General features: G+C 72.8%; 21 protein-coding genes and 1 riboswitch. Of the genes, 8 read left to right on the forward strand and 13 right to left on the reverse strand.

Annotated features, from left to right (window positions below; translation table 11 throughout):
• Positions 1-56: 56 nt before the first annotated feature.
• Positions 57-1,367, forward strand: a complete 1,311-nt coding sequence (locus ACIRDU_RS16590) for a D-alanyl-D-alanine carboxypeptidase family protein (protein WP_403579699.1) — start codon at positions 57-59, stop codon at positions 1,365-1,367.
• Here the strand turns inward: ACIRDU_RS16590 and ACIRDU_RS16595 are convergent.
• The 4 genes from ACIRDU_RS16595 to ACIRDU_RS16610 are packed head-to-tail and all read right to left on the reverse strand — an operon-like array spanning position 1,315 to position 4,127.
• The gene (locus tag ACIRDU_RS16595) at positions 1,315-2,232 is read right to left on the reverse strand and encodes a YihY/virulence factor BrkB family protein (RefSeq protein ID WP_403579702.1); all 918 of its coding nucleotides are present in this window, start codon (positions 2,230-2,232) and stop codon (positions 1,315-1,317) included. The genes ACIRDU_RS16590 and ACIRDU_RS16595 overlap by 53 nt on opposite strands.
• A complete protein-coding gene (locus ACIRDU_RS16600; protein ID WP_403579704.1) occupies positions 2,220-2,672 on the reverse strand; it encodes a GtrA family protein in 453 nt (150 codons plus the stop codon). The genes ACIRDU_RS16595 and ACIRDU_RS16600 overlap by 13 nt, the downstream gene beginning before the upstream one ends.
• Positions 2,669-3,613 (reverse strand): decaprenyl-phosphate phosphoribosyltransferase, encoded by a 945-nt coding sequence (locus ACIRDU_RS16605; RefSeq protein ID WP_403579706.1) that lies wholly within the window; start codon positions 3,611-3,613, stop codon positions 2,669-2,671. The genes ACIRDU_RS16600 and ACIRDU_RS16605 overlap by 4 nt, the downstream gene beginning before the upstream one ends.
• Complete coding sequence (locus tag ACIRDU_RS16610) at positions 3,606-4,127, reverse strand: phosphatase PAP2 family protein (RefSeq protein WP_403579709.1); 522 nt, start codon at positions 4,125-4,127, stop codon at positions 3,606-3,608. Before ACIRDU_RS16610 ends, ACIRDU_RS16605 begins: the two co-directional genes overlap by 8 nt.
• A gap of 133 nt (positions 4,128-4,260) precedes the next feature.
• On the opposite strand from ACIRDU_RS16610, the gene ACIRDU_RS16615 reads away from it, so the two are divergent.
• The gene (locus ACIRDU_RS16615; RefSeq protein WP_403579712.1) at positions 4,261-5,643 is read left to right on the forward strand and encodes an FAD-binding protein; all 1,383 of its coding nucleotides are present in this window, start codon (positions 4,261-4,263) and stop codon (positions 5,641-5,643) included.
• A 22-nt stretch (positions 5,644-5,665) separates the two neighbouring features.
• Positions 5,666-6,421 (forward strand): decaprenylphospho-beta-D-erythro-pentofuranosid-2-ulose 2-reductase, encoded by a 756-nt coding sequence (locus ACIRDU_RS16620; RefSeq protein WP_403579715.1) that lies wholly within the window; start codon positions 5,666-5,668, stop codon positions 6,419-6,421.
• A 12-nt stretch (positions 6,422-6,433) separates the two neighbouring features.
• On the opposite strand, the gene ACIRDU_RS16625 is transcribed toward ACIRDU_RS16620, so the two are convergent.
• Together ACIRDU_RS16625 and trpS are read right to left on the reverse strand one after the other, a co-directional pair.
• Positions 6,434-7,012, reverse strand: a complete 579-nt coding sequence (locus ACIRDU_RS16625; protein ID WP_403579716.1) for a 2'-5' RNA ligase family protein — start codon at positions 7,010-7,012, stop codon at positions 6,434-6,436.
• Positions 7,013-7,151: 139 nt separating this feature from the next.
• The gene (gene trpS / locus ACIRDU_RS16630; protein WP_403579718.1) at positions 7,152-8,165 is read right to left on the reverse strand and encodes a tryptophan--tRNA ligase; all 1,014 of its coding nucleotides are present in this window, start codon (positions 8,163-8,165) and stop codon (positions 7,152-7,154) included.
• A 227-nt stretch (positions 8,166-8,392) separates the two neighbouring features.
• On the opposite strand from trpS, the gene ACIRDU_RS16635 reads away from it, so the two are divergent.
• The gene (locus ACIRDU_RS16635) at positions 8,393-9,085 is read left to right on the forward strand and encodes a hypothetical protein (RefSeq protein WP_403579720.1); all 693 of its coding nucleotides are present in this window, start codon (positions 8,393-8,395) and stop codon (positions 9,083-9,085) included.
• Between the two features lie 12 nt (positions 9,086-9,097).
• Here ACIRDU_RS16635 and ACIRDU_RS16640 read toward each other — a convergent pair whose 3' ends face one another.
• The 3 genes from ACIRDU_RS16640 to ACIRDU_RS16650 all read right to left on the reverse strand — a co-directional run bounded on the left by ACIRDU_RS16640 (position 9,098) and on the right by ACIRDU_RS16650 (position 12,325).
• Entirely contained in the window at positions 9,098-10,546 is a 1,449-nt protein-coding gene (locus ACIRDU_RS16640) for a glycine hydroxymethyltransferase (RefSeq protein WP_403579723.1), read from the reverse strand.
• A gap of 33 nt (positions 10,547-10,579) precedes the next feature.
• A riboswitch (ZMP/ZTP riboswitch) is annotated at positions 10,580-10,666 on the reverse strand.
• Positions 10,667-10,772: 106 nt separating this feature from the next.
• On the reverse strand, positions 10,773-11,954 hold the full coding sequence (locus ACIRDU_RS16645; RefSeq protein WP_403579726.1) for a glutathionylspermidine synthase family protein: 1,182 nt from the start codon (positions 11,952-11,954) through the stop codon (positions 10,773-10,775).
• A gap of 17 nt (positions 11,955-11,971) precedes the next feature.
• Positions 11,972-12,325: a hypothetical protein gene (locus ACIRDU_RS16650; protein ID WP_403579728.1), complete on the reverse strand. Its 354-nt coding sequence runs from the start codon at positions 12,323-12,325 to the stop codon at positions 11,972-11,974.
• Positions 12,326-12,450: 125 nt separating this feature from the next.
• Here ACIRDU_RS16650 and ACIRDU_RS16655 point away from each other — a divergent pair, with 125 nt between their 5' ends.
• The gene (locus ACIRDU_RS16655; RefSeq protein ID WP_403580625.1) at positions 12,451-13,296 is read left to right on the forward strand and encodes a hypothetical protein; all 846 of its coding nucleotides are present in this window, start codon (positions 12,451-12,453) and stop codon (positions 13,294-13,296) included.
• 173 nt (positions 13,297-13,469) lie between these two features.
• Here the strand turns inward: ACIRDU_RS16655 and ACIRDU_RS16660 are convergent, their stop codons facing one another.
• Positions 13,470-14,858, reverse strand: a complete 1,389-nt coding sequence (locus ACIRDU_RS16660; protein ID WP_403579731.1) for a PLP-dependent aminotransferase family protein — start codon at positions 14,856-14,858, stop codon at positions 13,470-13,472.
• A 47-nt stretch (positions 14,859-14,905) separates the two neighbouring features.
• On the opposite strand from ACIRDU_RS16660, the gene ACIRDU_RS16665 reads away from it, so the two are divergent.
• The 3 genes from ACIRDU_RS16665 to ACIRDU_RS16675 are packed head-to-tail and all read left to right on the forward strand — an operon-like array spanning position 14,906 to position 16,481.
• A complete protein-coding gene (locus ACIRDU_RS16665) occupies positions 14,906-15,421 on the forward strand; it encodes a carboxymuconolactone decarboxylase family protein (RefSeq protein ID WP_403579734.1) in 516 nt (171 codons plus the stop codon).
• Entirely contained in the window at positions 15,418-15,768 is a 351-nt protein-coding gene (locus ACIRDU_RS16670) for a carboxymuconolactone decarboxylase family protein (protein WP_403579737.1), read from the forward strand. Before ACIRDU_RS16665 ends, ACIRDU_RS16670 begins: the two co-directional genes overlap by 4 nt.
• On the forward strand, positions 15,765-16,481 hold the full coding sequence (locus ACIRDU_RS16675; protein WP_403579740.1) for an isocitrate lyase/phosphoenolpyruvate mutase family protein: 717 nt from the start codon (positions 15,765-15,767) through the stop codon (positions 16,479-16,481). The genes ACIRDU_RS16670 and ACIRDU_RS16675 overlap by 4 nt, the downstream gene beginning before the upstream one ends.
• Positions 16,482-16,487: 6 nt before the next feature.
• On the opposite strand, the gene ACIRDU_RS16680 is transcribed toward ACIRDU_RS16675, so the two are convergent.
• From ACIRDU_RS16680 to ACIRDU_RS16690, 3 genes are read right to left on the reverse strand one after another with little or no spacing between them, the layout of a single operon-like run.
• Positions 16,488-17,444 carry an ABC transporter substrate-binding protein gene (locus ACIRDU_RS16680; RefSeq protein WP_403579744.1) on the reverse strand — a complete coding sequence of 319 codons (957 nt, stop codon included), beginning with the start codon at positions 17,442-17,444 and terminating at the stop codon, positions 16,488-16,490.
• Position 17,445: 1 nt separating this feature from the next.
• Positions 17,446-19,395: an ABC transporter permease gene (locus tag ACIRDU_RS16685; protein ID WP_403579746.1), complete on the reverse strand. Its 1,950-nt coding sequence runs from the start codon at positions 19,393-19,395 to the stop codon at positions 17,446-17,448.
• Positions 19,395-20,465, reverse strand: a complete 1,071-nt coding sequence (locus ACIRDU_RS16690; protein ID WP_403579749.1) for a glycine betaine/L-proline ABC transporter ATP-binding protein — start codon at positions 20,463-20,465, stop codon at positions 19,395-19,397. Before ACIRDU_RS16690 ends, ACIRDU_RS16685 begins: the two co-directional genes overlap by 1 nt.
• Position 20,466: the final 1 nt, after the last annotated feature.

Here is a 20,466-nt window from a genome sequence, read left to right on the forward strand (position 1 = left end):
CGCGGGGTGGGGCCGGAGGCGGGACTTCCCCCCGTACGGCATGTACGTTTCCGACCGTGCCCGCTCCGAAGCAGACCACCAGGCGATCCCTGCTGGTCACCTCCGCCGTCCTGTCGTCCCTCGCCCTGGCCGCACCCGCCGCCGTCGCCGCCCCGAGCCCCTCGGGCAGTCCCTCGGCGAGCCCGTCGGCCACTCCCCCGGCGTCGATGTCGACCGTGGGCGGCGCCCGGCTCGGCAGGCCGGGCACGCAGGTGAACCTGGCGAGCGGCGTACCGGTGCTGCCGAAGGACGTGAGCGCCCGCTCCTGGATCGTCGCCGACGCCGAGTCCGGCGACGTGCTGGCCGCGCACAACGCGCACTGGCGCCTGGCCCCGGCGAGCACGCTGAAGATGCTGTTCGCGGACACGCTGCTGCCGAAGTTCCCGAGGGACGCCAAGCACAAGGTCGTCCCCTCCGACCTGGCCGGTATCGGCTCGGGCTCCAGCATGGTCGGGATAAAGGAGGAGGAGGAGTACACGGTCCACGACCTGTGGCTGGGCGTCTTCCTGCGGTCCGGCAACGACGCCGTGCACGTGCTGTCCGCCATGAACAAGGGCGTGGAGAACACCGTCAAGGACATGAACGAGCACGCCGAGGAGCTCCAGGCCCTCGACACGCACGTCGTCAGCCCCGACGGCTACGACGCCGAGGGGCAGGTCTCCTCCGCGTACGACCTGACGCTGATCGCCCGCTCCGGGATGCAGAAGAAGGACTTCCGCGAGTACGCCTCGACGGTCAGCGCCAAGTTCCCCGGGCAGACGAAGAAGGGCAAGAAGGGCAAGCCGGTCCGCGAGTCCTTCGAGATCCAGAACACCAACCGGCTGCTGTCCGGCGACTCGGACGTGCCCGTCTACCAGGGCATCGCGGGCGTCAAGAACGGCAACACCACCAACGCGGGCGCCACCTTCACCGGCGTCGCCGAGCGGGGCGGCAAGGTGCTGCTGGTGACGGTGATGAACCCGGAGAAGGCCGAGCACAACGAGGTCTACAAGGAGACGGCCCGGCTGTTCGACTGGGGCTTCAAGGCGGCCGGGAAGGTGCAGCCGGTGGGCGAGCTGGTGCCCCCGAGGAGCGCCGCGCAGGCCGGCGCCCAGCCCGGCGCGAACCCCTCCGGGGAGGCAGGTGGCTCCGGGGACGGCGGCAGCGGCACGGCCGGGACCGGGGCGAAGCCGGTCGCCGGCGCCCCGGCCGCCGCGGACGGCTCCAGCGGCATCGGGACCGCGCTCGGCATCACGGGCGGGGTGCTGGTGCTGCTCGCGGGCGGCGCGTTCCTGGTCAACCGCCGCTGGCCGCTGCCGGATCTGGTGCGCCGCCGGACTCGGCCGTGAGGCCCGGGACTTCGTCCTCCTTGCTCTGCGTCGCCGTCCAGGAGGCGCAGAACAGCACCAGCTTCGAGGTGAAGTTGATCCACAGCAGCAGCGCGACGGGCACCCCGAACGCGCCGTACATGCTCTTCGCTGCCACGCCCTGGAGATAGCCGCTGAGCAGCAGCTTCAGCAGTTCGAAGCCGATCGCGCCGGTCAGCGCCGCGACGACGAGGCGGTGGCGCGTCGGCTCGACGCCGGGCAGCAGCGTCAGGACGTAGAGCAGGAGCAGGAAGTTGGCGAGGACGGCGATCAGGAACGCGGCGACATGCAGCAGGACCCCGCCCCAGCCGCCCTCGTCGATGCCGAGCTCCCGGGTGATCCAGCCGATCATCGCGGAGGCGACGGCGGAGGCGGCGATGGTGACGAGGAGCGCGCCGCCGAGGCCGAGCAGGACCCCCGCGTCCTTGCCGTAGCGCAGGGCGGGGTTCTCCTCCTCGTCGTCGAGGTCCCACACCGCCCGCAGGCACTCGCGCATCGAGCCGGCCCAGCTGACGCCGGTGAAGAACAGCAGGGCGCCCGCGATGAGTCCGATCGTGCCGGCGTTGTCCACCAGACCGGCGATGTCCAGCTGGTCGGAGATGCCGGGGACCTGCTCGGCGAGCTTGTCCTGGAGCTTGTTCTCCTGCTCCGTGCTGAGCGTGGCGGCGGCGATGGTGGCGGACACCGTCAGCAGCGGGAACAGCGCGACGAAACTCCTGAAGGTCATCGCGGCGGCCAGCCGCGTCCACTTCACGCGGTCCAGCCGCTCGTACGACCGCCACGCGTGCGTGATCATCAGCCGCTCCGCCCACGGCCCGATCACCGGGATTCTTTTCAGCCAGTCCATGATCCGACTCTGCCCTCCGCCCGGAACACCCATGTACGGGTACCCCAGAACCGCAGGACTGTGGCCAGCGCCATACCGATGACCGCGCCGGAGAGGGTGTCCGCCCGCTGCGAGGTGAGGCCGAGGCCGTAGTGGCTGACGGCCAGGCAGAGCAGTTGTACGGCGGCTCCGGCGAGGTTCACCGCGAAGAACACGGCGTACGGGCGCAGGCCCCGGCGGCGGGTGGTCCGGTAGGTGCCGAGGGCGTTGCCGGCGTAGGCGACCGTGCAGGCCGCCAGGAAGGCCAGGGACTTGGCGGTGAGCGGGTCGAGTCCGGCGGGGCCGCGCAGGTACGTGAAGAGGGCGAGGTCGACGGCGTAGGCGAGGAGACCGGCGGTGGCGAAGCCGATGAGTTCCCGGCGGCACGGGAGGACGGGGCTCCGCCACGTGCGCGTGGTCACCAATTCGCCACTGCCAGGCCGTACATCGTCACCCACGCCACGCCGATGAGGGCGAGGGCGCGGTCGCGCAGGACGACGTCCTCGGGTTCGCCGGCCGTGCCGCGGTCGGCGAAGACGGCGTAGCGGAGGATCGCGAGGATGAAGGCGACCATGGACAGCTGCCGCCAGGGCAGCACGCTGGTGTGCGGGACGCCGCCCTCCTCCATGGCCCACAGGCAGTAGCCGAGGACGGCGACACCGGCCGCGAGCTGCCAGACGAAGCGGAGGTAGCCGGTGGTGTACTCGGTGAGCAACGCCCTTGTGGCGCCTGCGTTTCCGGCCATCTGGACGGCTTCCGAGTAGCGCTTGGCCGACACCATGAACAGTGCGCCGAAGCCGGTGGTGATCAGGAACCAGCGCGAGAGCGGGATGCCGAGGGCGAGTCCGCCGATCATGGCCCGCATCAGGAACCCGGTGGTGACGACGGCGAGATCGACGACGAGGACGTGCTTCAGGCTGACGCAGTAGGCCAGTTGCATGCCGAGGTATGCGGCCAGCAGCGCGGCGACGGCCGGGCCGCACAGCCAGGCAGCGGCGGCGGGCGCGGCGAGAGCGAGGCAGCCGCCGACGGCGTAGGCGACGGGCCCGGGGACCTGGCCGGCGGCGACCGGGCGGTGCCGCTTGACGGGATGGGCGCGGTCGGCGTCGGCGTCGCGGGCGTCGTTGACGAGGTAGACGGCGGCGGCGCAGGCGGTGAAGAGGACGAAGACCAGGGCGAGTTGCGTCAGGGCGTGCCGGGAGAAGAGCTCGCCGGCGGCGGCGGGGGCGGCGATCACGAGGACGTTCTTGACCCACTGTCTGGGGCGCGCGGTTCTGAGGAGACCGGCCAGGAGACCGCCCTTGCGGGGTGGTGCGGGCCGCTCCGGGTGACTGCGCTGCCGCAGGACGGCCGTCTCAGTCACGGTGGGCGCCTCCCCGCATCCAGCGGGTACCGAGCCGGGCCGTGAGGGCGCCGAGGGCCGCGCCGGCGGCGACGTCGGAGGGGTAGTGGACGCCGACCACGAGACGCGAGACGCACACGGCTGCGGCGAGCGGCGGCACCGCGTGCGCTCCCAGGGTGCCGAAGGCGACGGCGGCGGCCGCCGCGGAGGTGGCGTGCGAGCTGGGGAAGGAGTGCCGGCCGGCGGTGCGCACGAGGGGCTCGACATGCGGGGGGCGCGGCCTGCGCACGACCCGTTTCACCCCCATGCTGACGAGGTGCGCCCCGGCGGTGAGGGCGGTGCCGCGCAGCCAGGCGCCGCGTCTCCTGCCGTCGACGGCGGCTCCCGCGAGCCCCGCCGCCAGCCACAGTGCCGCGTGCTCCCCCGCCCAGGACAGGGCACGCGCGGCGCCGGCGACGCGCGGGTCGGTGCCGCACGCCCTGAGCGCCGAAACGATCCGGTGGTCCATGTCGTGCAGGTGGTCGAGGTCGTCCATGTGGACTCACTGTTCACGCCCATCAGGCCTGAACTACGGCAATATTGAGCGACATCCCATTAATCACCCATTTCGGGGAGGGATGCCATGTTCTCGAACTAATCGCTCACAGTAGGGCGATACGGTCACGAGCATGTCTGCCGACACCCACTCCGACCCGGACGTCATGGGACTGGACCACACCACCGTCACGGGCTGGGGCCGCACCGCCCCCACCGCCGCCCGGCTGATCCGCCCACGGACGTACGAGGAGGCCGCCGCGGCCGTCCGGGAGTGCGGGGCCCGCGGCGGGATCCCCCGGGGCCTGGGGCGGGCGTACGGGGACGCGGCGCAGAACGCGGGCGGGTCCGTGCTCGACATGACGGCCCTGGACCGGATCCACGCGATCGACGCCGACGGCGGGACCGTGCTGTGCGACGCGGGCGTCTCCCTGCACCGGCTGATGGAGGTGCTGCTGCCGCTCGGCTGGTTCGTGCCGGTCACCCCCGGCACGCGCTACGTCACCGTCGGCGGGGCGATCGGCGCCGACATCCACGGCAAGAACCACCACGTCTCGGGCTCCTTCGCACGGCATGTGCTCGCCCTCGAACTGCTCACCGCCGACGGCGAGATCCGCACGGTCGTCCCCGGCACGCCGCTCTTCGACGCCACGGCCGGCGGCATGGGCCTGACCGGCGTGATCCTCACCGCGACGATCCGGCTCCAGCCGGTCGGGACGTCGCTGATGTCGGTGGACACCGAGCGGGCGAGCGACCTGGACGACCTGATGGCCCGGCTGGCGGCGACCGACCACCGCTACCGCTACTCGGTCGCCTGGATCGACCTGCTGGCCCGGGGCGCCGCCACCGGCCGCGCGGTCCTCACCCGCGGCGACCACGCGCCGCTGGACGCGCTCCCGGCCCGCCTGCGCCGGGACCCGCTCGCCTTCCGCACCCCCCGCCTCCCGGCGCCCCCCGCGATCCTCCCCGAGGGTCTGCTCAGCCGGACGACCGTGGGCCTGTTCAACGAGCTCTGGTACCGCAAGGCCCCCCGCGCCCGCACCGGCCGGCTCCAGCGCATCTCCGCCTTCTTCCACCCCCTGGACGGGGTGCCCCACTGGAACCGCGTCTACGGCCGCGGCGGCTTCGTGCAGTACCAGTTCGTCGTCGGCCACGGCCGGGAGGACGCCCTGCGCCGCATCGTGCGCCGCATCTCCGAACGCCGCTGCCCGTCCTTCCTGGCCGTCCTCAAGCGCTTCGGGGAGTCCGACCCGGGCTGGCTGTCGTTTCCCGTGCCGGGCTGGACGCTGGCCCTGGACATCCCGGCGGGGCTGCCCGGCCTCGGCCCGTTCCTCGACGAACTCGACGAGGAGGTCGCCACCGCCGGCGGGCGCGTCTACCTCGCCAAGGACGCCCGGCTGCGCCCGGAGCTGCTCGCGGCCATGTACCCGCGTCTCGACGACTTCCGCGACCTGCGCGCCGAGCTGGATCCGCGCGGGGTGTTCGTGTCCGACCTGGCCCGCCGCCTCAGTCTGTGAGCAACCTCTAGGAGCTGCTGTCATGAAGGACGCCTTCGGCCTCCCCCAGTCCCTGCTCGTCCTCGGCGGTACGTCCGAGATCGCGCTGGCCACCGCCCGCCGGCTGATCGCCCGCCGCACCCGCACGGTCTGGCTGGCGGGCCGCCCCTCCCCCGCCCTGGAGGAGGCCGCCGGGCAGCTGCGCGGACTGGGGGCCGATGTGCACACCGTCGCCTTCGACGCGCTCGATTCCACCTCCCACGAGGCCGTGCTCGGCAAGGTCTTCGCCGAGGGCGACGTCGACATGGTGCTGCTCGCCTTCGGGCTGCTCGGCGACCAGGCCCGCGACGAGCGGGAGCCGGAGGCGGCGGTGCGGGTGGCGCAGACCAACTACACCGGCGCGGTCTCGGCGGGGCTGGTGTGCGCCCGCTCCCTCCAGTCCCAGGGGCACGGCTCGCTGGTCGTGATGTCCTCCGTCGCGGGCGAGCGGGCCCGCCGCGCGAACTTCATCTACGGCTCCAGCAAGGCCGGTCTCGACGCGTTCGCGCAGGGCCTGGGCGACGCGCTGCACGGCACGGGCGTGCACGTCATGGTCGTACGCCCCGGGTTCGTGCGGACGCGGATGACCGCCGGTCTGCCCGAGGCGCCGCTCGCGACCACGCCCGAGGCGGTCGCGACGGCCGTGGAGCTGGGGCTGCGGCGCCGCTCGGAGACGGTGTGGGTGCCGGGTGCGCTGCGCGTGGTGATGGCGGCGCTGCGGCACCTGCCGCGCGGGGTGTTCCGGCGGCTGCCGGTCTGACCCGCGCGCGGGTCAGCGGGTGGGGACCGAGCCGCGCTCCACCCGCCCGGCCTGCGGGGGGACCACCGAGCCGCCGAAGGGGAACTCGCGGAGCTTGCGCCAGACACTGTCGGCGCCCTGCTCGTAGAGGGCGAAGCCGGTGCAGGGCCACTCGGCCTCGTAGCCGGCGAGTTCCTCGAAGGCGCGGTCCATGGCCGCCTCCTCGATGCCGTGCGCCACGGTGACGTGCGGGTGGTACGGGAACTGCAGTTCGCGTGCGGCCGGCCCGGCGGGGTCGCGGACCTGCTGCTGGAGCCGTGTGCAGGCCTCCGCGCCCGAGACGACCCGGACGTACACCACCGGCGACAGGGGCCGGAAGGTGCCGGTGCCGGACAGCCGCATGGGGAACGGGCGGCCGGCCGCGGCGACCTCGGCCAGATGCGCCTCGACGGCCGGCAGGGCGCTCTCGTCGACCTCCGTCGGCGGCAGCAGGGTGACGTGGGTGGGGATGCCGTGAGCCGCGGCGTCGCCGAAGCCCGCGCGCAGCTGCTGGAGCTCGCTGCCGTGAGGCTCCGGGACCGCGATCGAGACACCGATCGTTACGGTCCCCACGTCGTCTCCTGTCGTGTCAGTGTGGCCGCTGATACGACCACCCGGTTATCGACTGTACGGCCACGGCCGGGTTACGGGCAGGCACAACCGGAGTGATGTACAGCGCTGTTCGGCGGTACGGCTGTGCGCGGGGGCGGTTTCAGTGCTTGGCGGGCAGGAAGCCGACCTTGTCGTACGCCTGGGCGAGGGTCTCGGCGGCGACCGCGCGGGCCTTCTCGGCGCCCTTGGCGAGGATCGAGTCGAGCGTCTCGGGGTCGTCCAGGTACTGCTGGGTGCGCTCCCGGAACGGCGTCACGAACTCGACCATGACCTCGGCGAGGTCCGTCTTGAGCGCGCCGTAGCCCTTGCCCTCGTACTTCTCCTCCAGTTCGGCGATGCCCGCCCCGGTGAGGGTCGAGTAGATGCTGAGGAGGTTGCTGACGCCCGGCTTCTCGGCCACGTCGTAGCGGACGACGGTGTCCGTGTCGGTGACGGCGCTCTTGACCTTCTTGGCGGTGGCCTTCGGCTCGTCGAGGAGGTTGATGAGGCCCTTCGGCGTGGACGCCGACTTGCTCATCTTGATCGACGGGTCCTGAAGGTCGTAGATCTTCGCCGTCTCCTTGAGGATGTACGGCTTCGGGAGCGTGAAGGTCTCGCCGAAGCGGCCGTTGAAGCGCGTGGCGAGGTCGCGGGTGAGCTCGATGTGCTGTCGCTGGTCCTCGCCGACCGGGACCTCGTGGGCCTGGTAGAGCAGGATGTCCGCGACCTGGAGGATCGGGTACGTGAACAGGCCGACCGAGGCGCGCTCGGCGCCCTGCTTGGCGGACTTGTCCTTGAACTGGGTCATCCGGCCGGCCTCGCCGAAGCCGGTGAGGCAGTTCATGATCCAGGCGAGCTGGGCGTGCTCGGGGACGTGGCTCTGCACGAAGAGCGTGCAGCGGTCCGGGTCGAGGCCCGCCGCGAGGAGCTGGGCCGCGGCCAGGCGCGTGTTCGCGCGCAGGTCCTTCGGGTCCTGCGGGATGGTGATCGCGTGCAGGTCGACGACCATGTAGAACGCGTCGTGGGTCTCCTGGAGGGCCACCCACTGGCGGACGGCGCCGAGGTAGTTGCCGAGGTGGAACGAGCCGGCGGTGGGCTGGATCCCGGAGAGCACGCGAGGTCGGTCAGAGGCCATGTTCACCATTCTCTCAGGTCTCGCGGCCCGATCCGGAACCGGTCGGGAACAGACGGGACCCCGTTCGGCCCCGCCGGTGTAACAAGGGTGTGAGGACACGGGAGGGGCCCGTCCCCGGCTGTGCCCGGGGCCGGTGCGGACGTGGAGGGGGACCGATGCGGGTGCGAGGCGGGGCGGGGAGAGCGCGGGACCGGGATGGGGCGGGAAGAGCGCGGCGCCGGGGCGGGGTGGTGCGGCGTGCGCTGGGGGTGACGGTGGCGGCCGCTCTGGCCGGCTGCGCGACGGCCACGGCCGCCGCGGCCCTCCCCGCACGGGGGCGGGACGTCCCGGACGTGGCGATGGTCGTCGCGGGGGGCACGGGACGGACGACGGCGGTGCGCTCGGGCGACCCGGCCTTCGCCCGCCTGTGGCAGCTGCTGCAGCCCACGCACATGGAGACGGAGCGGGTGCCGGAGGACTGGGCGGAGGGGCGTTTCCCGCGGGTGCGGCTCACGGTGGTCTGGGGACTGTCCGGGGTCGGCGGTTGGCCGAGCACGAACCGGCCGCCGGGCGGGGATGTGGCCGTCGAACGGCAGGACCAGCTGGTCGTGGCCGAGGACGGCGTCCCCTGGGTGCGCTCGGATCCGGCGCCCGCAGTGGAGGACGACGACATCCGCTGGCACCGGGCCCCGCGGTCGGTCTTCGAGCGGCTGGACACGGCGCGGCTGCTCGGTGACGCGGAGGGCGGGCTCGGGAGCCCGGCCGCGGCGGACCTGCCCGGCTCTGTGCGGGGTGACGTCCGGTGGGCGGTGACGGCGGGGGCGCTGGGGCTCGCGGCCGGGGTCGGCGGGACGCTGCTGATACGCCGCGCGGCGGCCCGGCGGGAAGCCGGACCGCCACGGGAGGAGCCGCGTCAGATGCTGATCGACCTGGACGAATGACGAGCCGGGGCGTCAGCCCAGGTCGATCTCCGGGTACAGCGGGAAACCGGCGACCAGGTCGGTGGCGCGGCGGGAGATCTCGTCGGCGATCTTGGCGTCGAGCACGTGGGCCGCCTTGGAGGGGGCGCCCGACTTGGTCGTGCCCGGCTCCGTGGTGGTGAGGACGCGGTCGATGAGGCCGGCGACCTCGTCCATCTCGGCGGTGCCCAGGCCGCGCGTGGTCAGCGCGGGCGTACCGATGCGGATGCCGGAGGTGTACCAGGCGCCGTTCGGGTCGGCGGGGATGGCGTTGCGGTTGGTGACGATGCCCGACTCGAGCAGGGCGGCCTCGGCCTGGCGGCCGGTGAGGCCGTAGGAGGAGGCGACGTCGATCAGGTTCAGGTGGTTGTCCGTGCCGCCGGTCACCAGGGTCGCGCCGCGCCGCATCAGGCCTTCGGCGAGGGCGCGGGAGTTGTCGACGATGCGCTGGGCGTAGTCCCGGAAGGACTCCTGGCGGGCCTCCGCGAGGGCCACGGCCTTGGCGGCCATGACGTGCGGGAGCGGGCCGCCGAGGACCATCGGGCAGCCGCGGTCGACCTGGTCCTTGAGGGAGTCGTCGCACAGGACCATGCCGCCGCGGGGGCCGCGCAGCGACTTGTGGGTGGTCGTCGTCACGATCTGGGCGTGCGGGACCGGGTCGAAGTCGCCGGTCAGGACCTTGCCCGCGACCAGGCCGGCGAAGTGGGCCATGTCGACCATGAGCGTCGCGCCGACCTCGTCGGCGATCTCGCGCATGATCCGGAAGTTCACCAGACGGGGGTAGGCGGAGTAGCCGGCGACGATGATCAGCGGCTTGAACTCGCGGGCGGAGGTCCGCAGGGCCTCGTAGTCGATGAGGCCCGTGGCCGGGTCCGTGCCGTAGGAGCGCTGGTCGAACATCTTGCCGGAGATGTTCGGGCGGAAGCCGTGGGTGAGGTGGCCGCCGGCGTCCAGGGACATGCCGAGCATGCGCTGGTTGCCGAAGGCCTGGCGCAGCTCGGCCCAGTCGGCGTCGGTCAGGTCGTTGATCTGGCGGGCGCCGGTCTTCTCCAGGAAGGGCACCTCGACGCGGGCGCCGAGGACGGCCCAGAAGGCGACCAGGTTGGCGTCGATGCCGGAGTGCGGCTGGACGTAGGCGTGGCGGGCGCCGAAGAGTTCCTTGGCGTGCTCGGCGGCCAGGCCCTCGACGGTGTCGACGTTGCGGCAGCCGGCGTAGAAGCGGCGGCCGATGGTGCCCTCGGCGTACTTGTCGCTGAACCAGTTGCCCATGGCCAGGAGGGTGGCCGGGGAGGCGTAGTTCTCGGAGGCGATCAGCTTGAGCATGTCGCGCTGGTCGGCGACCTCCTGGCCGATGGCGTCCGCTACGCGGGGTTCGACGGCGCGGATGACGTCGAGGGCGGCGCGGTAGGCGGTGGAAGCGGGGGAGAGGGGCTCGGCTGACATGTGTGGACCTCCGGACGTTGCGTTCAGCGTTCACGGTACGGCCCAGGCGCACGGCTCTCTCTGCTCGGGCCGCTCCCCGATGGTTCGTCCCATCCCAGCGCGCCAGTCACGGCCCGCGGCCAGCCTACCGGCTGGGTCGGGGGAGCGTCTGCCGGGTTGGTCAGCGTTGCCCGGTGCGGGTGCGTCGTGGCTGGTCGCGCGGTTCCCCGCGCCCCAGGAGAGCCAGTCAGAGGATCACGTGCGGCAGGAAGCGGGCGTACTCGTCCGTGATCAGGCCCGACGACTCGCGGATGCCCAGGCCCGCCGACTCGTTCTCCACCACCCAGGCGCCCAGGACCACTCGGTTGCCGTCGAAGTCGGGCAGGGGGGCCAGTTGCTGGTAGCAGCACGGCTCGTCGCGGAGGGCGGGGGCGGATCCGGGCTCGTGGATCGTGACTCCCGCGCCCTCTCGGCCCAGGAGGGGCTTGGCGACCCAGCCCGTGGTGGAGAGGTCCCGGGGGCCGTCCAGGTAGGCCGGGAGGAGGTTGGGGTGGTCGGGGTGGAGTTCCCAGAGGATGGCGAGGAGGGCCTTGTTGCTGAGGAGCATCTTCCAGGCCGGCTCTATCCACAGGGTGGAGCCCGTGCCGCCGCCGTTGTCGAGGGTGTCCAGGACATGGCCGGCGAAGCGGTCGGTGGTGAGCCATTCCCAGGGGTAGAGCTTGAAGACGCTGCGGATGAAGCGGAGGCGCTGGTCGACGAAGCGGCCGGAGAGGCGGTCCCAGCCGATCTCCTCCATGGAGATCCAGTCGGTGGCGAGGCCCGCCTGCTCGGCGGTTTCCTTCAGGTAGGCGACCGTCATCATGTCCTCGCCGAGTTCGTCGGCGGAGGAGTACGCGAAGTAGAGGGGGCTGCCGGGCGGGAGGAGGGCGGCCTGGTTCTTCCAGGCGTCGATGAGGCGTTCGTGGAGCGAGTTCCACTGGTCGGCGCCGGGGAAGCGCTCCTCCATCCAGAACCACTGGGGCGACGCGGCCTCCACCAGCGAGGTGGGGGTGTCGGCGTTGTACTCCAGGAGCTTGGCCGGGCCGCTGCCGTCGTAGCGGAGGTCGAAACGGCCGTAGACGGAGGGGAGTTCGGCGCGGCGGTGCCAGGCCTCGGCGACCGTGCGGGCGATGCGCGGGTCGGTGATGCCCAGGTCGGCGAAGCGGTCCTCGGTGACGATGTGGTCGGCGGCGGCCAGGCACATGCGGTGCAGGTCCTCGACCACCTCTTCGAGGGCCTCGATCTCCTCCAGGGAGAAGACGTAGTACGCGCTCTCGTCCCAGTAGGGGCGCAGGGAGTCGTCGGGGTAGCGGGTCAGGGGGTAGATCAGGCCCTGTTCCTCGACGGTCTGCTGCCAGCCGGGGCGGGGCTCGGTGGTCCGGCGTTCCATCTGCTGTGTCCGCCCGGTCAGCCGCCGCCGCTGCCGGAGCCGGAGCAGCCGAAGCCGCCCCGGTCGACGGCCTCGCTGCGGCTGAAGGTGCCGTGGTCGGCGTAGCCGCCGCTGACGTCGGCGTCGTAGTACCAGTCGGCGCCGGTGACCTTTGTCTTGCCGGTCTTCTTGCGGCCCTTGCCGGAGGAGGACGTGCCGGACGAGCAGTTCTTGTCGGCGACGATCTTGTAGCCGTTGATGTAGTCGTAGCTGTCCCGGTCCACACAGCGGCGGTCGGGGTCGGACCCGCACGCCGACAGGGCCGCCGCTAGGACGCCCATGCCGCCCAGCACCACCGTGCTCGAACGCAGCCTTCGCCGTGTTTCGGCCATGTGCGTGTCTCCCCCACTCTCCCCGTTGTGCACTGACAGAAGGTCAGCCTAGAGATCGGTGTGAACGCGCGTGCATGACCCCCCGCCCGCGACCGCTCCCCTACTGTCGATTTGTGATTTTTGGAATGCTGTGCGCCCTTGGTGCGGCGGTCTGCTTCGGTACGGCGACGGTGTTGCAGGCGATCGCCGCGCGGTCGGCCGCGGCGACCGGCCCGGGCGGGGACGTGGCGCTGCTGTGGCGGGCGCTGCGGCAGTGGCGGTATCTGGCCGGACTCGCGCTCGACGGGCTCGGTTTCGTGTTGCAGGTCCTCGCGCTGCGGTCGGTGCCGATCTATGCCGTGGGGGCGGCGCTGGCCGCGAGCCTCGCGGTGACGGCCGTGGTCGCGGCGCGGCTGCTGGAGGTGCGGCTGAGCCGCGTCGAGTGGGCGGCGGTGGCGGTGGTGTGTGCCGGGCTCGCGCTGCTGGGGCTGGCGTCCGGGGCGGAGGGCGACGAGGCCGGGCCGGCCGGGCTGAAGTGGGCGATGCTCGGGGCGGCGGCCGGGGTGCTGTTGCCCGGGGCGGTGGGCGGACGGCTGCCGGAGCGGGGGCGGGCCTTGGCGCTCGGGCTGGGGGCGGGGCTCGGGTTCGGGGTGGTGGAGGTGTCGGTGCGGCTCATCGACGGGCTGTCACCCGGTGCGCTGTTCCCCGATCCGGCGACGTACGCGCTGCTGCTCGGCGGCGGGGCGGCGTTCCTGCTGCTGACCTCGGCGCTGCAACGCGGGTCGGTGACCACGGCGACGGCCGGGCTGGTGCTCGGGGAGACAGTCGCGCCCGCGCTGATCGGTGTGGTGTGGCTCGGGGACCGTACCCGGCCGGGCCTGGGATGGCTGGCGATCGTCGGTTTCGCGGTGGCGGTGGCGGGGGCGCTGGCGTTGTCGCGGTTCGGGGAGGCGCCGGTGGGGGCGGAGGGCAGCCCTGTCGCCCCGCGGTGAGCGGCAGGGCTCTCCCGACTGCCGAGAGCGTCCATTCAGCGATGTGGCGGACGCCGACTTGCGCCGTCGTCGGAGCGGGTCTTCCTCTACGAGCATCCCGGGGTGGGCGGGCGCAGTGTGAGGGAGGGGCGGGCCCTGTCCGTCGGCGGCATGTCGGAGGGGGATTCGGGCGATCACCCGGGCAGTACCGCGCACAGCGCGTCCAGCGCGCCGGACCATGCGTGGTCCGGGGGTGTCCCGTATCCGACGACCAGGGCGTCGAGCGGCTCGACGTGCGCGGCGGGGTTGCTGTAGCGGGTGAGTCCGTGCAGCGCGAGGCCCCGCCAGTGGGCCGCCTGGATCACCGACTGCTCGGTGCCGGGCGGCAGCCGCAGCAGGACGTGCAGACCGGCCGCGATGCCGGTGACACGGGCCTGCGGGGCCCGGGCCGCGAGAGCGGCGACCAGGGCGTCCCGGCGGCGCCGGTAGCGCAGGCGGGCCGCGCGGACGTGCCGGTCGTAGGCACCGGACGTGAGGAACTCGGCCAGGGTCAGCTGGTCCAGGGCCCCGCTCGTGTCGACGCCGCCCTTCGCCGCCGCGGCCTCCTCGGCGAGGCCGGGCGGCAGCACCATCCAGGCCAGCCGCAGCCCGGGGGCGAGGGCCTTGCTCGCGGTGCCCAGGTAGATCACCCGGTCGGGGTCCAGGCCCTGGAGCGCGCCGACGGGCTGCCGGTCGTAGCGGAACTCACCGTCGTAGTCGTCCTCCAGCACCAGCCCGCCGGTGCGCCGCGCCCAGTCCACGACGGCCGCACGGCGGTCGCGGTGCAGGGGCACGCCCATGGGGAACTGGTGGGCGGGGGTGAGCAGCAGCGCGTCGGCTCCGGACAGCCCGCCCGGGTCGGTGCCCAGCCGGTCGAAGGGCAGCGGGGCGGTGTCCAGGCCGGCTGAGGCCAAAATCCTCCAGTGCACGTCGAGGCCGTAGGACTCGACCGCGACCGTGTGTGCCCCGCGCGCCCGCAGGACCGAGCCGAGCAGCTTCAGGCCGTGCGCGAACCCGGCGCACACGACGATCCGTTCGGGGTCGGCGCGCACGCCCCGGGCCCGGGAGAGGTACCCGGCGAGCGCGGCCCGCAGCTCGGGGCGGCCACGCGGGTCGCCGTAGTCGAGGGCGTGGTGCGGGGCGGCGGTGAGGGCACGGCGGGCGGCCTTGAGCCACTCCGCGCGGGGGAAGGACGCGAGGTCGGGGCTGCCGGGGCGCAGATCGTAGGCCGGGCGGGTGGGTGCGCGCGGGTGGGGGGCCGTGCCGGACGGCGGGACGACCTCGCGCGCCGCGACCCGGGTGCCCGAGCCCTGCCGGGCGGTGAGCCAGCCCTCGGCGACCAGGTCGGCGTAGGCGTCGGCGACCGTGTTGCGGGCGATGCCCAGGTCGGCGGCGAGCGCGCGGGAGGAGGGCAGCCGGGTGCCGGGGGCCAGCCGGCCGGAGCGCACCGCCTCGCGCAGGGCGTCGGTCAGGCCCCGGCGCAGACCCGGGCCGGTCGGTTCCACATGCAGGTCGATGCCCAGAGTGGCCCAAGGTTCCGCCATGGAAATGGACCATACTCCTGGGCTGCTTCCCTCCTAGGGTCGAGGGCATGACGACGCACACGGATGACACGACCGCGCCGACCGTGGAATACGCCCCCGAGCAGCCCGCCCGCCTGGAGTGGGCCAAGCACGCGCCCGAGGTGTACAAGGCGATGGTCCGGCTGGACACCGCCGCCCGGAAGGGCCTCGACCACAAGCTGTACGAGCTGGTGAAGATCCGCGCCTCCCAGATCAACCACTGCGCGTTCTGCATCGACATGCACACCAAGGACGCCCTCGCCTCGGGCGAGAGCGTCGAGCGGATCGTGCAGCTCAGCGCCTGGGACGAGTCCCGGCACTTCTACACCGCGAAGGAGATCGCGGCGCTGGAGCTGACGGAGGCGGTGACGGTCCTGACGGACGGTTTCGTGCCGGACGAGGTGTACGAGCAGACCGCGAAGCACTTCGAGGAAGCCGAGCTGGCCCAGCTGATCGCCGCGATCACGGTGATCAACGCCTGGAACCGGTTCGGGGTGACCTGCCGCATGGCGCCGGGGCACTACCAGCCCGGCCAGTACAAGTGACCGCTCGGACCGAGCTGTTGGATCCGGCGGTCGGGCGGGCCCTGTCCGCCCTGACCACGGCGAAGAAGTGCCTCGGCGATCCGGCCCTGGCCGAACTCGTGGGTCTGTCGTCCGCGTGGGAGGAGGCCGAGCAGGTCTTCGACGAGCGGGAGCGGGCCGCGCCGGCGCTGACGGAGGCGGTGACCGTGCTGACCGAGGGCTTCGGGCCCGACGAGGTGTACGAGCGGGCCGCCAAGCACTTCGACGAGACCCGGCTCACACACCTGATCGCCCTGATCGTCGCCGTCAACAACTGGAACCGGGTGATGGTGAGCCGCCGGATCCCGCCTGGGGGGTACACGCCGTGAGCAAGGTGGAGGCTTTCCGCGCACTGCATCATCACCGGGCGCCCGGTGATCCGCTCGTGCTGCCCGGGCCGTGGGACGCGGCCAGTGCGCGGGTGTTCGCCGAGGCCGGGTTCCCGGCGCTCGCCACGCCCAGCGCGGGGGTCGCCGCCTCCCTCGGGTACGAGGACGGGCAGGTCCCGGCCGACGAGATGTTCGCGGCGGTCGCGCGGATCGTCCGGGCCGTCGAGGTGCCGGTGTCGGCGGACGTGGAGGGCGGGTACGGGCTCGCGCCGAAGGAGCTCGTGGAGCGGCTGCTGGAGGTGGGGGCGGTCGGCTGCAACCTGGAGGATTCCGAGGACGGGGTGCTGAAGGACCCCCGCGCGCACGCCGGCTGGCTGGCCGAGGTGCGGGAGGCGGCCGGTGACCGGCTGTTCGTCAACGCGCGGGTGGACACCTTCGCCCGTGGGGTCGACGACCCCGACCGGGCCATCGAGCGGGCCGCGTTGTACGTGGCCGCAGGGGCCGACTGTGTGTATCCGATCGGGGCCCCGCCGGGCGCCCTGCCGCTGCTGCGGGCCGGGATCCGGGGTCCGATCAACGTCGGGGCCCCGACCGAGGGTGGCCCCTCGCCCGCCGAACTCGGCGCGAAAGGGGCCACCCGGATCACCTTCGGGCCGGGCCTCCAGCGACGGGCCGCGCGGGCCCTGCGGGAGATCGCCGACCGGCTGGCGTAGGGGACGTCAGGGCAGCCACTTCTTCCATGTGGACTTGTGGCTGTCCACCCACTTCTTCGCCGCGTCCTCCGGCGTCATCTTCTGGTCGGCGATCATCAGGGAGACCTCGTTCTGGTCCTCGGTCGTCCACTTGAAGTTCTTCAGGAAGGCCGCCGCCTTGCCGCCGTCCTTGGCGAAGTCCGAGTTGAGGTACTTCTGCAGCGGGGTGTGCGGATAGGCGCAGGCGACCTTCTCCGGGTCGGCGTCGCAGCCCTCCTTGTACGGCGGCAGCTTCACCTCGGTCATCGGGACCTTCTTGAAGAGCCACTGCGGCGAGTACCAGTAGGTGAGGAAGGGCTTCTTCTCCTTGGCGAACTGCCGCATCTGCGTGATCTGCGCGGCCTCGGACCCGGCGAACACCACCTGGTAGTCCAGCTTCAGGTTCTTCACCAGCGCCTTGTCGTTGGTGACGTAGGACGGCGAACCGTCCATCAGCTGGCCCTTGCTGCCGCTCTCCGGGGTGCGGAAGAGGTCGGCGTACTTGTTGAGGTTCTTCCAGTTCGTGATGTCCGGGTGCTGCTTGGCGAGGTACGTCGGGACGAACCAGCCGATGTGGCCGGTGACGCCGAGATCGCCGCCGGGCGCGATCGTCTTCTTGTCCTTGACGTAGCGCTGCTCCTGCTCGGGGTGGCCCCAGTCCTCCAGGATCGCGTCGACCCGGCCCTGGCTGAGGGCGTCCCAGGCGGGCACCTCGTCGACCTGGACGGTGTCGACGCGGTAGCCCAGCTCGTGCTCCAGGATGTACTGGGCGACGGCCACGTTGGCCTGGGCGCCGACCCAGGACTGCACGGACAGGGTGACCGTCTTGGCGCCCTGCGCGTTGGCGAAGGGCGAGGCCTGCTTGGTCATGTCGGCGGCGCCGCAGCCGGTGAGCAACGCCAGGGAGCTCACCGCGGCGACCGCGGCAGTGGTACGGACGCGCATGTCAGGCTCCCTTCCCCGCGCGGCGTTCGGTGGGCTGCGTCACCCGGTCGAGCATCAGGCCGAGGCAGACGATCGCACCGCCGGCCACCAGACCGGTCGCCAGGTCGCCCTGGGCGAGGCCGAAGACGACGTCGTAGCCGAGCGCGCCACCGCCGACCAGGCCGCCGATGACGACGACGGCGAGGACCAGGACGAGGCCCTGGTTGACGGCGAGCAGCAGTGCCGGGCGGGCCAGCGGGAGCTGGACCTGCTTCAGCTGCTGCCAGCTGGTCGCGCCCAACGAGCTGGACGACTCCAGCGCGGCGGGGTCGACCTGGCGCAGGCCCTGAGTGGTGATCCGGACGACGGCCGGCAGCGCGTAGACGATCGCGGCGGCGACGGCCGGGGCGCGGCCGACGCCGAACAGGGCGACGACCGGGATCAGGTACACGAACTGCGGCATCGTCTGGAACACGTCGAGGACCGGGCGCAGCGCCCGCTCCAGGCGGTCGCTGCGGGCCGCGGCGATACCGACGGCGAAGCCGACGACGAGGGTGACGGCGACGGCCGCGAGGACCTGGGAGAGGGTGTCCAGGGACGGCTTCCAGACGCCGAGGACTCCGATCGCGGCCATGGCGAGGACGGCGGTGAGCGCGGTGCGCCACGTGCCGATCACCCAGGCCAGGGCGGCGACGATCAGCAGCACCGACCACCAGGGAAGCGCCTGGAGGCCGTCGCGCATCGGGTCGAGGACCCAGGTGGTGAAGTGGCCCGCCCAGTCGGCGGTGCCGCCGATGACGGGGACGCCCGAGTACAGGTGCGCGGTCATCCAGTCGACGGCGCGGTTGACGGGCTCGGCGATGCCGACGACCCAGGCGTCGGGCCAGTCGAGGCGGCCCGCGAGCCGCCCGGCGACTGCCACGGCGACGACACCGGCGAGGGCGTACAGCCAGCCGCGCCCGCTGTGGGGCTCGGGTTCGGCGCCGAGCTTCTCCCCCGCCGCGCCGGTGACGCGGTCCAGGACGACGGCCAGCAGCACGATCGGGATACCGGCGGCGAGCGCGGCACCCACGTCGACCGAGGCCAGGGCCTGGTAGACGCGGTCGCCGAGGCCGCCCGCGCCGATGACGGCGGCGATGACGGCCATGGACAGCGCCATCATGATCGTCTGGTTGAGGCCGAGGAGGAGTTCCTTGCGGGCCAGCGGGATCCGGGCCGTCAGCAGGCGCTGGCGTGCGGTGGAGCCGAGCGACTCGACGGCCTCCAGCACCTCCTTGTCGGCGCCGCGCAGGCCGAGCGAGGTCAGGCGGGCCATGGGCGGGGCGGCATAGATGACGGTGGCCAGCACGGCCGCCGGGACGCCGATGCCGAAGACCAGCACGACCGGCAGCAGGTAAGCGAAGGCGGGCAGCACCTGCATGGTGTCCAGCACTGGCCGCAGCACGCGGTCCATGCGGTCGGACAGCCCGGCGGCGAGCCCGAGCAGCGCGCCCACCACGACCGACGCGAGGACCGCGACGACCATCAGGGCGAGCGTCTGCATGGTCGGCACCCACATGCCGAGCAGGCCGCAGGCGAGGAACGCGGCGGCCGTGCCGAGGGCCAGCTTCACGCCCGCCACGCGCCACGCGACCAGGGCGCCCAGTGCCGTGACGCCCGCCCAGCCGACGGCCAGGAGGGCGAGGTAGACGGCCCGTACGGCGATGACGACGACGTTGCTGACGTGGCCGAAGAAGTACAGGAACAGCGGGTGGCTGTCGCGGTTGTCGATGATCCAGTCGCTGGTCCTGGCGAGCGGCTCGGAGAAGTCGACGGTCAGCGCGCTCGGCCAGCTGCCGCTCGCCCAGCGGGCGTTGGCCAGCGGCACGAGGATCGCGGCGGCGAGGCCGAGCAGCAGCAGCTTGCGGACCGCGTGGTGCTTGAGGAGGGCGGGCAGGCCGATACGCGGCGGGGACGCGGTGATGGTCGCCATCACACCGCCTCCTTGGGCTGCTCCGCCCCCGGTGGAGCGAGCTGCTCCGTGCCGGCGACGACTCCCAGGAGCGTGTCGGAGTCGACCACGCCCACGCACCGGCCCTTGTCGACGACCCGGGCCGGAGCGCCGGCGCGGGCGACCGCTTCGATGGCCTCGGACACCGTCGCGTCGGGCCGCACCGCCGGTCCGCTGCCGTTCTGCTCCCCCGAGGGGCGGCGCATGGCCGTGCGGACCGTCATGACCTGTTCGCGAGGGACGTCCCGGACGAACTCGCGGACGTAGTCGTCGGCGGGCGCGCCCACGATCTCCTCGGGCGTGCCGAGCTGCACGACCCGGCCGTCGCGCATCAGGGCGATGCGGTCGCCCAGCTTGAGGGCCTCCTGGAGGTCGTGCGTGATGAAGACCATCGTGCGGCCCTCGTCATGGTGCAGCCGGACCACCTCCTCCTGCATCTCACGCCGGATGAGGGGGTCGAGCGCGCTGAACGGCTCGTCGAACAGCAGGACTTCGGGGTCGGCGGCGAGGGCGCGGGCCAGGCCCACACGCTGCCGCTGGCCGCCGGAGAGCTGGCCGGGGCGGCGGTGCTCCATGCCTTCGAGGCCGACCTTGGCGACGACCTCGGCGGCCCGCTCACGCCGCTCGGCCTTGCCCATGCCCTGGATCTCCAGGCCGTAGGCGACGTTGTCGAGGACCGTGCGGTGCGGCAGCAGGCCGAAGTGCTGGAAGACCATCGCGGCGCGGTGGCGGCGCAGTTCGCGCAGCCGGGAGCGGTCCATGGCGCGGACGTCCTCGCCGTCGATGGCGATGGTGCCGGCCGTCGGCTCGATGAGCCGGGTCAGACAGCGCACCAGCGTGGACTTGCCGGAGCCGGACAGGCCCATGACGACGAAGACCTCGCCCTTGCGGACGTCGAAGCTGACGTCCCGGACGGCGGCCGTGCAGCCGGTGCGGGAGCGCAGCTCGGCGGCGTCGAGGGCGCTGAGCTCGGGGTCGGCGGGAACGCGCTCGGCCTTGGGGCCGAACACCTTCCACAGGCCCTCCACCGAGAAGACGGGGGTGGTGTCCATG

It is taken from the genome of Streptomyces sp. NPDC093598, assembly GCF_044764825.1.
In the GTDB taxonomy this organism is placed as follows: Bacteria; Actinomycetota; Actinomycetes; order Streptomycetales; family Streptomycetaceae; genus Streptomyces.